This is a genomic window from Roseovarius sp. MMSF_3350, assembly GCF_030733425.1.
Lineage (GTDB): Bacteria > Pseudomonadota > Alphaproteobacteria > Rhodobacterales > Rhodobacteraceae > Roseovarius.
Genome location: NZ_JASHIZ010000002.1, coordinates 87,255 through 100,954 on the forward strand (window position 1 = coordinate 87,255; position 13,700 = coordinate 100,954).

Sequence of the window (13,700 nt, forward strand, 5' to 3'; positions counted from 1 at the left end):
GCGGTGCCGGTCACGACTCGTCGCGGTCTTCGGGTAGCCAGACGGTGAATTCCGCGCCGCCTGGCTCGCGGTTGCGCACGGTGATAAGGCCGCCGGCCTGGCGTATCAGGGTCTGGCTGACCGAAAGGCCAAGGCCGGTGCCTTCGCCCGGCTTGGTTGTGTAGAACGGGTCGAACACGGTGTTCAACCGCTCGCTTGCAATGCCGGGGCCGGTATCGGCCACGACGAGCGCCGTGCCGGACCGTCCGTCGCGCCCTTCGGCCCGGATCGACAGCGACAGCTCGCCCGGGCCGTCCATGGCCTGCACCGCGTTGACGACCAGATTGATAATGACCTGCTGCAATTCTCCGGGGTTGATGCGGACCTGCGGGACATCGTCGCCGCGATGCGTCGTGACGGTCACGTTGCGGCGCGAGATCACGTGATCGACCAGCACAAGGCAGTCGTCCAGCACGGTGCCGACATCGACATGCTCGGAAAAGGCGTTGAATTCGCTGGGGCGGGCGAATTGCAGCAGCTTGCCGACGATGGCGTTGATCCGGGCGATCTGGCGGTCGATCAGGTTGAGTTCGGTCATCAGCGGTGTGGCATCGTCGCCCAGGGTTTCGCGGATGACGTCGATATTGCCTTGGATCACCGCGACCGGGTTGTTGATTTCGTGCGCGACGCCGGCCGTGATCTCGCCGATTGAGGCCAGTTTTTCGCTCATGACGAGTTGCTGGTAGGTGGTTTCGAGCTTTTCGTTGGCGGCGCGCAGCTCGGCGGTACGGTCCTCGACCCGGGTGTTCAGCTCGTCCGCCCAGGAGCGCAGCGCGCGGTCGCGTTCCTGCACCTGGTCGAGCAATTCGTCGAGATGCGCGGCCACCTCGCCGATCTCGTCGCGCGAGGATACCGGGCCGATGCGCGCGTCGAGCTGGCCGCCCTCGACTCGTTTCATGGTGTGGTTCATGCGTTCGAGCGGCGAGAAGATGCCCCCGGCCATGCGCAGGAACAACGGGATGGTCAGCAGCAGAACGGCGACGAAGGCCGAGAAGACGAGGATGAAGGCGCTGCGCTTTTCCGCGACGAAGGGCGCTTCGAGAAAGCCCACGTAGAGCATGCCGACGCGGCGCGAAAAGCTGTCGGTCAGGGGCAGGTAGCCCGAGATATACCAGTCGTTCACCACAAAGGCGCGGTCGAGCCAGGTGCGACCTTCGCCAAGCACCCGGTTGCGCACCACCGCCGAGACGCGGGTGCCGAGCGCGCGCTCGCCTTCGAAGAGACGCACGTTGGTCGAGACGCGCACGTCTTCGAGAAACAGCGTCGCGGTGCCTTGGCGCTCGACATCGGTGGCATCCTCGGACTGGTAGACGAGGGCGTTGATCGTGTCGATGAAGTCTAGGTTCCGGTTGAGCAGGATGCCCCCGACCAGGACACCGGAGCGGCCTGCCGCGCCGAGATCGGTTGCGGTGTGTACGACCATGCCGCGGTCCTCGACCACGCGGTCGGTGGGGACCGCGGCCTCGGTAGGAATCAGGGGCAGCCGCGCGCGCATGGCCAGGCCCGGGTCGATCGCGGCAAGCTCGTTGCCGGACAGGATATCGATTTCGGTGGCGCTGCCGCCCTGCCGGGCCGTGGCGATGACCGGCCACTTTCGGGCAGCGGCGCCTGCGGCGGTTTCCGGCAGGAAATAGAGGAAATCGAGTCCCAGAGCGGTGCGCTCGGCGTCGAGGAACCGGGCCAGGCGAGACTCGGGGCCGGCAATGGCCTCTCGAAAGCGGGTGGAGCGGGCCAGCGCGGCGACGTCGCCGCCGGTGGTTGCGAGGATCTGGTCGAGATACTGCTCGGCGATACGCAGGTCGCTTTCGACATTGGCAATCAACAGGTTGTCGTAATTGGCGGCCCAGCGTCCGACCGCGAGCCACAACAGCAGCGGCAGCAGGACCACGAGCGGCAAAAGTGCCAGGATCAGAAGGCGCAGACGGACCGATGTCATGCCGGGGCGGGCCCTTTCTCGTTGTGCGGAAAACTTTAGGCGATGGGGCGGGGGGCGTCCATTCCGGTGGCTGTGACGGCGGCGCAAATCTTTTGTCGCAAAAGATTTGTCAAAAGCTTTGATAAAGCTTTCGTCCCGTCCCGAAAGGAGCAGGGCGGTCCGGAACACGGGAAGCGGTTGCGATGTTTCCCCTAGCAACCCCCGGAGCGTTAACCTAAGTTTCGGGTAAGTAATGCGACACCGTACACGGGAGACGGCACGGCATGACGCGGCTTATCATGCTGGTATTCTTGATTGTTGCCGCGGTTGCATTGGCCGCGGTGGCGATGTCCGCCGTGATGCGCGCGGCGCGTGATGCCGGCGCGGCCGGGCGGGACATCGCGGTCAGCACGAGGGGAGCAAGCATGCAGAAAATCGCCTACGCGGCCCTGTTCATCGTGATGCTGGGCGTCACCAGCGGCCTGCTCGGAGGGTTGTGAGGCGCATGGCACGGAAGTTCGGCGGCAAATACAGCCCGGATGGTGGCGGCTCGGAGGTGAAGGCGCGCGAGACGTCTTCCTATCGCGGGGCCACGGTGGCACCCGCGGGCGCGCGGGCGAACCTGATGTTCGTGCCGGCCGCGGTGGTTCTGTTCACCTCGCTGACTTCGGGGGCGACCGGTCTGGCGCTTGGGGTCGTGTCCGCCGCGGTTCTGGCGCTGTCGGCGTGGCTGTTGCGCGATGGGTTGAAGGCGGAGGCGGCCTATAACACGCGCAAGGTGGCGCGGCGGCCGGGCATCCCGCGCAAGCTTTTCTCGTCTGTACTGGCGGGGCTGGGGATTGCCGTGGCGGCCTACAAAGTCGAGCCGGGGCTGGTCGCGCCGGTGATATTCGGCGTGGTGACGACGGCGTTGCATGTATTTTCGTTCGGGATGGACCCGATGAAGGACAAGGGCATGGAAGGCGTCGACAGGTTGCAGACCGACCGCGTGGCGCGGGTGGTGGATCAGGCCGAGACGTACCTGAGTGCGATGTCCGATGCGATCCGCCGGGCCGGGGACCGCACGGCGGAAGCGCGGCTGGAGCGGTTCCAGGTCAGCGTCCGCGACATGTTGCGCACCGTCGAGGACGACCCGCGTGACCTGACGGCGACGCGGAAATACCTGGGCGTCTACCTGATGGGCGCGCGCGACGCGACGGTGAAGTTCGCCGATATCCAGTCGCGGGCCCCGGACCCCAAGGCGAAGGCGGATTACCTTGACCTGCTGGGCGACCTGGAGGCGAACTTCGAGGCGAAGACCAAGACGCTTCTGGCCGACAACAACAGCGATCTTGAGATCGAGATCGAGGTGCTGCGCGACCGGCTGGCGCGCGAGGGCATCAGATACGACACGACCCGGGAATTTCAGGAAGGACGTTGATCATGTCGGAAGACACACGCACGAAGGCCGAGGCTGCCCTGGCGGAGGTTGAGGAAGTGAACCGGGTGGTGCTGCCCGAGCCGAAGGAGGCCGGCGCCGTGGTGCCGCTGTCCGAGGCGGAGCCCGCTGTGGGCGCCGAGATCCGGCAGCGGATGGACGAGATCGACATGGCGGACACCAATTCGATCGTCTCGTTCGGATCGGCGGCGCAGGCGGAATTGCAGGAAATCTCGCAATCCATGCTGCAGGGCGTGCGCAACAAGGATGTGGGTCCGGCAGGCGACAGCCTGCGCGGGATCGTAACCACGATCCGCGGCTTCTCGGTCAGCGAACTGGACGTGCGGCGCGAGCGGTCCTGGTGGGAAAAGCTGATCGGACGGGCGGCGCCCTTTGCCAAGTTCACCGCGCGGTTCGAGGACGTGCAGGGCCAGATCGACAAGATCACCGATGACCTGCTGAAGCACGAGCACGTGCTGTTGAAGGATATCAAGTCACTGGACCTTCTCTATGAGAAGACGCTGCAGTTCTACGACGAGCTGGCACTTTACATCGCGGCGGGCGAGGAGAAGCTGAAAGAGCTCGACGAAAAGGATATCCCGGCCAAGGAGGCCGAAATCGATGCCGCCCCCGAGGACGACCAGGTGATGAAGGCGCAGGAACTGCGCGACCTGCGCGCCGCGCGCGACGACCTGGAGCGCCGTGTGCACGACCTGAAGCTGACGCGACAGGTGACGATGCAGTCGCTGCCGTCGATCCGGCTGGTGCAGGAGAACGACAAGAGCCTGGTGACCAAGATCAACTCGACCCTGGTCAACACCGTGCCGCTTTGGGAGACGCAGCTGGCGCAGGCGGTCACAATCCAGCGCAGTGCCGAGGCCGCGGCGGCCGTGCACGAGGCCAACGATCTGACCAACGAGTTGCTGACCGCCAATGCCAAGAACCTGCGGGACGCCAACAAGACGATCCGCCAGGAGATGGAGCGCGGGGTCTTTGACATCGAGGCTGTCAAGCAGGCCAACGCGGACCTGATCGGCACGATCGAGGAAAGCCTGCAGATCGCCGACGAGGGCAAGGCGCGCCGGGCCAAGGCCGAGCAGGACCTGCAATCGATGGAAAAGGAGTTGCGCGATACGCTGGCCGCGGCCAAGTCTCGCCGCGATGGTGTGGGCGAGAATACCGGCGGCTCGGTCCCTGCATGAACGGGTGGGGTTGTCTTGCGTAAATTGTACAGATTCTTTCCGGTCGTTGTGGCGCTGGCCGGTGCACTCGCGCTGGCTGGTTGCGATGACGTTGCGCCCGAGGCGCCCCCGACCAATCCACAGGCGCGACCCAACGCGATGGTGCGCGCGCCGCAGCCCAGTGGCCCGTCGGAGGCCAGCCGGGACCTGGCGCGCTATTACACGCGGCTTGAGAACGACCTTGTCGCGCAGGGGCTGATGCGGCGCGACGGCGGCGGCGTCGACACGCCGTTCACAGACAACGATCTTTTGCGGAATTTCGTGCAGATCGGGTTCTTCGAGGAATACCAGCGCGACAAGGGCCTTTTGCCGTCGCAAAGCGGCCCCGTGGCGATCAAGAAATGGACCGGGCCTGTGCGGATCGGTGTCGAGTTCGGGCGCAATGTGCCGGACGAGATCAGATCGGCAGAGCGGGCCCGGGTGGCGGCCTATGCCAACCGTCTGGAACGGGTTACGGGGCACCCAATTTCGCTGAGCGACGCCTCGCCCAATTTCGTCGTGTTGTTCATGAGCAATGACGATGGCGCACAATCGCGCGCGCGGGCGCTGGAAGTGATCCCGGCGATTGCGAAGTCCAACCTGGCGATCATCACCAACCTGCCGCGATCGACCCAGTGTTTCGTGATCTCGGCAGGCACCCGGAGCGAAAACGAACTTGGCGTCGCGCTGGCTTATATCCGGACCGAACTGACCGACCTGCAACGGCTGGCCTGCATCCATGAGGAAATCGCGCAAGGCCTTGGCCTGACCAATGACAGCCCGCGGGCGCGCCCGTCGATCTTTAACGATGACGAGGAATTCGCGCTTTTGACGACCCATGACGAGATGCTGCTGGAGGCGCTGTACAATCCCGCGCTGAACCCCGGGATGGGGCTGGAGGAGGCGCGGCCGATCCTGCGGCGGCTGTTCGAGAAGGGCGAGTCGTGAGCGCGGTCGCGACAAGATATGTGGCAGCACCTGAAATTGAGTTTATGATACCCGCGAATGTCCGCTTGCCGGACAAGACCTAGCGCACGGAGATTACCATGGGCATTTTCGATTTTCTTTCAGGTGAATTCATCGATGTCATCCACTGGGTGGACGATACCCGCGACACGATGGTCTGGCGGTTCGAGCGCCATGGGCACGAGATCAAGTACGGTGCCAAGCTGACCGTGCGCGAAGGACAGGCGGCGGTCTTCGTGCACGAGGGGCAACTGGCGGATGTTTTCACGCCGGGTCTCTACATGCTCGAGACCAACAACATGCCGATCATGACGACGTTGCAGCATTGGGATCACGGGTTTAAAAGCCCGTTCAAGTCCGAAATCTATTTCATCAACACGACGCGGTTCACGGATCTCAAGTGGGGTACGAAGAACCCGATCATGCTGCGCGACCCGGAGTTCGGGCCGACGCGCATCCGCGCGTTTGGCACCTACAGCACGCGGGTGACGGATCCGGCGAAGTTCCTGACCGAGATCGTGGGCACCGATGGCGAATTCACGATGGACGAGATCAGCTATCAGGTCCGTAACATCATCGTGCAGAGCTTCAGTCGGATCATCGCGGGCAGCGGTATTCCGGTGCTGGACATGGCGGCCAACACCGCCGATTTGGGCAAGCTGGTGGCGGCCGAGATTTCCGCCGTGGTGGCGGAGTACGGGCTGACCATTCCGGAATTCTATATCGAGAACATCTCGCTGCCGCCCGCGGTGGAAGAGGCGCTGGACAAGCGCACGTCGATGGGGCTGGCCGGAGATTTGGGCAAGTTCACGCAATACTCAGCCGCCGAGGCGATGACGGCGGCGGCCAAGAACCCCGGCGGCGCCGGGGGCGGCATGGGGGCCGGGATCGGCGCGGGGCTTGGCATGGCGATGGCGGGCCAGATGGCCGGGCAGGGCGGGCCGTGGGGCCAGGGTGCTCATCAGCCGTCACCCACTGCCTCGCCCGCACCGCCCCCGCCGCCGGTTGAGCATGTCTGGCACATCGCCGAGAACGGACAGACCCACGGTCCCTATTCCAAGGCTGCCCTGGGCCGGATGGCGAGCGAGGGCAAGCTGACGCGGGACAGCCATGTCTGGACCGCTGGGCAGGATGGTTGGCTGAAGGCCGGCGACGTGCAGGAACTGGCGCAGCTTTTCACCATTCTGCCGCCGCCGCCACCTGGGGCCTGACGCCGGACCTGGCGAACGGCTGGCCCTTTACACTGGCGCATCCCGCCATCCCGAGACTGTTCAACAAGGACCCGCAGGCATTATGCTCGATTCCCCCACTGTCCAAGATGAACACCGTTTCCCCTGCGACAATTGCGGGGCGGATTTCCGGTACGATCCGCAGGCGGGCAAGCTGATCTGTGACCATTGCGGCAACGAGGCCGAATTGGAGCAGGGCGGGCCGTGGGCCGCCCCGCTGAAAGAGCTGGATTTCCGCGCGGCGGTGAAGGGTGACCTTGACGCCTCGGAAATCGAGGAAACGCGCGTCGTGACCTGCCCCAACTGCGCGGCGCAAGTAGAGTTCGACGAGACTGTGCACGCCAAGGAATGTCCGTTCTGCGCCACGCCGGTTGTAACCGATACCGGCACCCACCGGCACATCAAGCCGCGCGGGGTCTTGCCCTTCAAGGTAGATGAGGCGGCGGCGCGAGACGCAATGACCGATTGGCTGGGGCGGCTTTGGTTCGCGCCCAATGGCTTGCAGGAATACGCCCGGAAGGGGCGGAAGATGCAGGGTATCTACGTGCCCTACTGGACCTATGACGCGGATACGAAATCCAGCTATACCGGCGAGCGTGGCACGGTCTATTACGAAACGCGGACGGTGATGCGCGACGGCAAGCGCCAGCAGGTGCAGGTCCCCAAGGTGCGCTGGACCCCGGTGCGGGGCCGGGTGGCGCGGTTCTTCGACGATGTACTGGTGCTGGCGTCGAAAACCCTGCCAAAGCGGTATACCGATGCGCTGGAGCCTTGGGAACTGGGCGAGTTGCAGCCCTACAGCCCCGAGTTCCTCGCCGGTTTCCGCGCCGAGGGGTATCAGGTGACGTTGGAGGACGGTTTCGTGCAGGCGCGCCAGATCATGGATGCGCGGATTGCGCGGGATGTCCGGTTCGACATCGGGGGCGACCGGCAGCGCATCCATTCGATCGACACGAATGTCAGCGACGTGACCTTCAAGCACGTCCTGCTGCCGGTGTGGCTGGCGGCCTACAAGTACCGCGGCGAAACTTATCGCTTCGTGGTCAACGGGCGCGATGGCAAGGTGCAGGGCGAGCGGCCCTATTCGGCGATCAAGATCGCGATTGCCGTGGTGATCGGCGTGATCGTCGCTGCGGCGGTGGGCTATGGCGTGGCGATGAGCCAATGAGCGCGGATGGCGAGGCCCTGAAGCGTCTGATGCAGGCGCGGTATTCGTGCCGGGCCTTCCGGCCAGAGCAGGTGGCGGAGGCGGTGATCGAGCGGATCGTCGACACGGCGCGACACACCGCCAGTTGGAACAACACGCAGCCCTGGGGATTGCTGGTGACGCGGGGCACGGAGACGGAGGCGTTCCGACAGGCCTTGCTGAGCGAGGTGCAGACGGGCAAACCGGGGCCGGACATGGACTGGCCCGAAAGCTATCCCGGTGCCTTGGGAGAGCGGCGGCGGACCTGTGGCTATGCGCTTTACAACGCGGTGGGCATCGCGCGGGAGGACCGCGAGGCGCGGGCGCGGCAGTCGATGCGGAATTTCGAGCTGTTCGATGCGCCGCATGTCGCCATCCTGCACATTCCGCGGGTGCTGGGGCCCTACGGCGCGCTGGACGCGGGCGGGTTTCTGACGGCCTTTATGCTGGCGGCCACGGCAGAGGGGCTGGGCACCATCGCGCAGGCGGCGGTCGCGGCCTATCCGCAGGTGATCCGCCGGCATTTCGACCTGCCGGAGGACCAAGCGATCCTCTGTGCGATTTCTTTCGGTTACTCCGACGATACGCATCCCGTCAACCAGTATCGTACCGAGCGGGAAGACGTCGGTACGATACTGTCGTTCAAGGTCTGAAGCCGGGCCTCAGGCGGCGTCCGCCTTGGTCTTTGCCTCAGCCCACTCCCAGGGGCGGGTAAATTCGCCAAGGCATTGGGAAATGGCCGCCTCGTCGACGTCTCCGGTTTTCGACAGGCGGGCCACCAATCCGCGCTTCTTGTCGTCGATCACCTCGGTCACCTCGGCCTTGAGGCCCGCCTCGGCCAGTGCGGCGTTGTAGACGCGGGTGATGGCGCGCTTGCGCAGGTCGGGCTTGAAGACCTTGCCCACCGCGGTCTTGGGCAGTTCGTCCAGAACCTCGACATATTTCGGAATGGCGGCACGTTCGTGGACGTGACGCTTGCAATGTTCCAGCAGAGCAGCGGAATCGACGGTGCCGCCCTCGACCAGTTCGACATAGGCGCAGGGCAGCTCGCCGGAATGCGCGTCTGGCTGGCCGATGGCGCCTGCGCCGGCAACCTCGGCATGGGCCATCAGCGCCTCTTCGATATCGGCGGGGTCGATGTTGTGGCCGCCGCGAATTATCAGGTCCTTGGCGCGGCCGGTGATCCATAGATAACCGTCTGCGTCGATCCGGCCAAGGTCGCCGGTGCGAAGGTAGACCTCGTGATGGTAGAGGTCCTTGTTCTTGGCGGCCTCGGTATAGGTGTTGCCGGCGAAGACGCCGGGGTTGGCGATGCAGATCTCACCCACCTCGTCAGGGCCGCATTCGGCGCCGTCGGTCTTGTAGATCTTGACGTCGGTATAGGGCAGCGGGACGCCGACGCTGCCGACCTTCTTCTCGCCCGTGGGCGGGTTGCAAGAGACAAGGCAGGTGGCCTCGGTCAGCCCATAGCCTTCGATCACGGTCATTCCGGTGGCGGATTCGAACCGTTTGAAGAGTTCCAGCGGCATGGGGGCCGAGCCGGAGAAGGCGTTCTTCACCTTCGAGATGTCGGCGTTCACCTTGCGCTGCATCAGCGCTGCAGTGGCGGTGGGCACGGTGATGACAAAGGTCGTGCCCCAGCGCTCCAAAAGCTTCCAGAAGTTGTCGAACACGCCGTCGCCGCGATAGCCGGCGGGCGTGGGGAAGACCACGTGTGCGCCGGACTTGATCATCGCCATCAGGATCACGTGGCAGGCGAAGACGTGAAAGAGCGGCAGCGGGCACATGATGCTGTCATGCTCGTCAAAGAGCAGGCGATGGCCCAGCCAGCCGTTATAGACCATGCCGGAATACTTGTGCTGCGCGACCTTGGGCATGCCGGTGGTGCCGCCGGTGTGGAAATAGGCGGCGACGCGGTCGGCCTGCTTGTCCTCGAACGACAAAGTCTTGCCGTGCTTGCGCGCCTCGGCGTTGAAATTCTTGACGTCGGCGTGGTGGTTTTCCGGGTTCTTGGGCCGGATCAGCGGGACGATCCAGCTTTTGGGTGGCGTCAGATAGCTGAGGAGGTCGACCTCCAGCACCGTGTGCACACGGGGCGCGTTACGCACCGCCTCGGCCATTTTCTGGGCGACGTCGGTTTTCGGGAAGGACCGCAGGGTCACGACGACACGGGCGTCGGTCTCGCGCAGGATGGCACCGATCTGTTCGGGCTCCAGGAGAGGGTTGATCGGGTTGGCGATGCCCGCGACCATGGCGCCGATCGTGGCGATGGCAGTCTCAAGGCAGTTGGGCATGACGAGGGCGATCACGTCATTTTCCGAGATCTTCAGGCTGCGAAACAGGTTGGCGGCCTGGCAGACACGCCCATGGAACTCTGACCAAGTGAGGGTTTGCGCCTTGTCAGTCGGACCCGACAGAAGCTGGTAACTGACGGCCGGCCGATCTGGAAATGCCGTCGCGGTATCGGCCAGCATCCGGTACACCGTCTTGGGCACATCGCGTGCCTCCCACGGCATTTCTTCCTGAATACCAATCACGTCCTGACGTGTGGAAAATGTCATGTTGTCTCCTCCCGCGGCGCATCTGGTTGCGCCGTTTCTCCCATCCGGGCAGCATGATCACGAATTGCGGGACGTGCAAGTTTTACGCTGCGTTTGGTTGGCGCTTCGTCGCCGCGTAAAAAACATGTCTTGACTCTTTTTGTCGGAATATTCATCAATTGCCTACAAATTCACTCAGAAAAAGAAAGGCTGTTTCTCGATGGCTTATCTGACATCCCGTTCACTCGTTGCCGCGCTGGCCCTGACAGGCGTGACAGCGCCCGCCCTCGCGCAGGAGGTCAACGTGTATTCCTCGCGCCACTACGACACCGACGAAGCGCTCTATGACGCGTTCACCGAGGAGACCGGCATCACCGTGAACCGGATCGAGGCCGATGCCGACGAACTGATCGCGCGGCTGGAAGCGGAAGGCGAGAACAGCCCCGCCGACGTGCTGATCACCGTGGACGCGGGCCGCATGGCGCGCGCCGAGGAACTGGACTTGCTGGCGGCCTACGAATCGCAGACCATCGAAGACCGCATTCCCGATCACCTCGAGCATCCCGAGAACCTGTGGTACGGGATCGCGCAGCGCGCGCGGATCATCTATTACGACAAGGAAAAGGTGGAAAACCCGCCGCAGACCTATGAAGAGCTGGCCGATCCCGCGTGGGAAGGCAAGATCTGCATCCGGTCCTCCTCGAACATTTACAACCAGTCGCTGATGGCCTCGATCATCGAAACGCAGGGCGAGGAAGCGGCCAAGGAATGGGCGCAGGGCATCGTCAACAACATGGCGCGCGAGCCGCAAGGCGGCGACACCGACCAGCTGCGCGGCATCGTGTCGGGCGAGTGCGAAGTGGCGGTGGGCAACCACTATTACTTCGTGCGCGGTTTCGAATCCGACGTCGAGGGCCTGAGCGACGGCATCGACAATATCGGCTGGGTCTGGCCTAACCAGGACGATCGCGGCACGCACGTGAACCTGTCCACGGCGGCGATGCTGAAGACAGCGCCGAACCCGGAAAACGCATTGAAGCTGATGGAATTCTTCACCAGCGATACGGCGCAGACCAACCTTGCCACGGGCAACCACGAATACCCTGCAGTCGAGGACGCGCCGGGCACCCCCACGACCGAGCGCCTGGGCGAGTTCAAGGCAGACGAAACCACGCCCACCGCGGCCTTCAGCCGAAACGCGGCCAAGGCGCAGGAACTGTTTAACGAAGTCGGCTGGGACTGATATTTTCGAGCAGTGTTGTTAAGGCGGCGTCCCCAAGAGGGGGCGCCGTTCTGCTTTGGCGGAACACTGGTTGATCGATACCAGCGGGGAGACCTTCGCCAGATCCTTGCGTCGTCGCATCCTCGCCCGGGTCTGATCCGGGCGAGGCGCCTTGGTCAGCTGACGTCCTTGTAGCTGACTTCCTTTTCGTCCTCGCCAAGTTTCGCACGACGGGTCAACAGGCGGTTGAGGGCGTTGATGTAGGCCTTGGCACTGGCGACGACGGTGTCGGTATCGGCCGACTGGCCCGTGGCGATATTGCCGCCTTCCTCAAGCCGGACCGAGACCGTGGCCTGCGCGTCGGTGCCTTCGGTCACGGCGTGAACCTGATAGAGCGACAAGTGCGCGTCATTGGGGTGCAACTCGCGCACGGCCTTGAAGGTGGCATCGACGGGGCCGTCGCCCTGTTGCGTCGCGGATTTCTCTTTGCCGTCGATGGACATGACCATCTCGGCCTCGGCCTGTCCCCCGGTGCCGCACACGACGCGCAGGGATTTCAGCACGAGGCGGTCGTTCTCGGCATCCTCACCGGCGGTGACCAGCGCGATCAGATCTTCGTCGAACACCTCTTTCTTGCGGTCGGCCAGTTCCTTGAACCGGACAAAGACATCGCCAAGCTGGTTCTCGGCCAGGTCGATCCCGAGGTTCTTGAGCTTCGAGCGCAGGGCGGCGCGGCCGGAATGCTTGCCCATGACGATATTGGTCTCGGTCAGGCCCACATCCTCAGGTCGCATGATCTCGAACGTCTCGGCGTTCTTGAGCATGCCGTCCTGGTGGATGCCGGATTCGTGGGCAAAGGCGTTCTTGCCGACGATGGCCTTGTTGGGCTGGACCTGGAACCCCGACACGGTGGCGACCCGGCGCGACAGGTGCATGATCTTCGTGCTGTCGATGCGGGTGTGGTAAGGGATGATGTCGTTGCGGACCTTCATCGCCATCACCACTTCTTCCAGCGCGGTGTTGCCCGCGCGTTCGCCCAACCCGTTGATCGTGCACTCGATTTGGCGCGCGCCGCCCTCGACGGCGGCCAGCGAATTGGCCGTAGCCATCCCGAGATCGTTGTGGCAATGGGTTGCGAAAATCACCTCGTCTGCGCCCGGCACCTCGGCGATCAGGCGGCGGATCAGATCGGCGCTTTCGACGGGCGCGGTGTAGCCCACGGTATCGGGGATGTTGATCGTGGTGGCCCCGGCATTGATGGCGATCTCGACCACGCGGGCGAGGTAATCCCATTCCGTCCGCGTCGCATCCATCGGGGACCATTGCACGTTGTCGCAGAGGTTGCGGGCGTGGGTGACCGTCTCGTGGATGCGCTCGGCCATTTCGTCCTTGTTGAGGTTCGGGATGGCGCGGTGCAGGGGCGAGGTGCCGATGAAAGTATGGATCCGGGGCTGGCTGGCGTGCCTCACCGCGTCCCAGCAGCGGTCGATATCCTTGAGGTTGGCGCGCGCGAGGCCGCAGATCACGCTGTTCTTCGCATTCTTGGCGATCTCTGAGACGGCCCTGAAGTCGCCCTCGGACGCGATGGGAAAGCCGGCCTCGATGATGTCGACGCCCATCTCGTCCAGCAGGCCGGCGATCTCCAGCTTTTCGGCATGGGTCATGGTGGCGCCGGGGGATTGTTCGCCGTCGCGCAGGGTGGTGTCGAAGATCACCACGCGGTTCTGTTCGGAGTTGGTCATGTCATGTCTCGTGTGTTTTTCCTAAGCCTGTGTGGCGCGAAAGGCTACTCCTCTGAGCGGTCGCGCCGGATCAGGGCACGCTCAGAGGCGGCTTAGGAGCAGACGCGCGGAAAGGCAAGCCGCCGGGGCGGGGCTTGCGGGGCCGAGGATATGGCGGCGCGTAGACATGACGCAGAGCATAGGCACGATGAGCGACGTTGAAAACCCCCGATCTGACGGTGATT

At 64.0% G+C, this 13,700-nt stretch carries 11 protein-coding genes; 8 read left to right on the forward strand and 3 right to left on the reverse strand.

What is annotated here, in order from left to right; genetic code table 11:
* Positions 1 to 10 precede the first annotated feature (10 nt).
* Positions 11 to 1,975 (reverse strand): cache domain-containing protein, encoded by a 1,965-nt coding sequence (locus RBB31_RS03010; protein WP_306127769.1) that lies wholly within the window; start codon positions 1,973 to 1,975, stop codon positions 11 to 13.
* A gap of 263 nt (positions 1,976 to 2,238) precedes the next feature.
* Here RBB31_RS03010 and RBB31_RS03015 point away from each other — a divergent pair, with 263 nt between their 5' ends.
* The 7 genes from RBB31_RS03015 (at position 2,239) to RBB31_RS03045 (ending at position 8,625) form a co-directional block, all read left to right on the forward strand.
* Positions 2,239 to 2,454 carry a hypothetical protein gene (locus RBB31_RS03015; protein WP_306127770.1) on the forward strand — a complete coding sequence of 72 codons (216 nt, stop codon included), beginning with the start codon at positions 2,239 to 2,241 and terminating at the stop codon, positions 2,452 to 2,454.
* Positions 2,455 to 2,459: 5 nt separating this feature from the next.
* Complete coding sequence (locus RBB31_RS03020) at positions 2,460 to 3,374, forward strand: 5-bromo-4-chloroindolyl phosphate hydrolysis family protein (protein ID WP_306127771.1); 915 nt, start codon at positions 2,460 to 2,462, stop codon at positions 3,372 to 3,374.
* Positions 3,375 to 3,376: 2 nt separating this feature from the next.
* Complete coding sequence (locus RBB31_RS03025; RefSeq protein WP_306127772.1) at positions 3,377 to 4,573, forward strand: toxic anion resistance protein; 1,197 nt, start codon at positions 3,377 to 3,379, stop codon at positions 4,571 to 4,573.
* Positions 4,574 to 4,597: 24 nt separating this feature from the next.
* Entirely contained in the window at positions 4,598 to 5,539 is a 942-nt protein-coding gene (locus RBB31_RS03030; protein ID WP_306127773.1) for a DUF2927 domain-containing protein, read from the forward strand.
* Between the two features lie 98 nt (positions 5,540 to 5,637).
* A complete protein-coding gene (locus RBB31_RS03035; RefSeq protein ID WP_306127774.1) occupies positions 5,638 to 6,768 on the forward strand; it encodes an SPFH domain-containing protein in 1,131 nt (376 codons plus the stop codon).
* Between the two features lie 82 nt (positions 6,769 to 6,850).
* Entirely contained in the window at positions 6,851 to 7,954 is a 1,104-nt protein-coding gene (locus RBB31_RS03040) for a TFIIB-type zinc finger domain-containing protein (protein ID WP_306127775.1), read from the forward strand.
* Positions 7,951 to 8,625 (forward strand): nitroreductase, encoded by a 675-nt coding sequence (locus RBB31_RS03045; protein WP_306127776.1) that lies wholly within the window; start codon positions 7,951 to 7,953, stop codon positions 8,623 to 8,625. The genes RBB31_RS03040 and RBB31_RS03045 overlap by 4 nt, the downstream gene beginning before the upstream one ends.
* A 9-nt stretch (positions 8,626 to 8,634) precedes the next feature.
* Here the strand turns inward: RBB31_RS03045 and RBB31_RS03050 are convergent, their stop codons facing one another.
* Positions 8,635 to 10,533 (reverse strand): acyl-CoA synthetase, encoded by a 1,899-nt coding sequence (locus RBB31_RS03050; RefSeq protein WP_306127777.1) that lies wholly within the window; start codon positions 10,531 to 10,533, stop codon positions 8,635 to 8,637.
* A gap of 199 nt (positions 10,534 to 10,732) precedes the next feature.
* Here RBB31_RS03050 and RBB31_RS03055 point away from each other — a divergent pair, with 199 nt between their 5' ends.
* On the forward strand, positions 10,733 to 11,755 hold the full coding sequence (locus tag RBB31_RS03055) for a Fe(3+) ABC transporter substrate-binding protein (protein WP_306127778.1): 1,023 nt from the start codon (positions 10,733 to 10,735) through the stop codon (positions 11,753 to 11,755).
* A 155-nt stretch (positions 11,756 to 11,910) separates the two neighbouring features.
* On the opposite strand, the gene RBB31_RS03060 is transcribed toward RBB31_RS03055, so the two are convergent.
* On the reverse strand, positions 11,911 to 13,476 hold the full coding sequence (locus RBB31_RS03060) for a 2-isopropylmalate synthase (protein WP_306127779.1): 1,566 nt from the start codon (positions 13,474 to 13,476) through the stop codon (positions 11,911 to 11,913).
* Positions 13,477 to 13,700 lie beyond the last annotated feature (224 nt).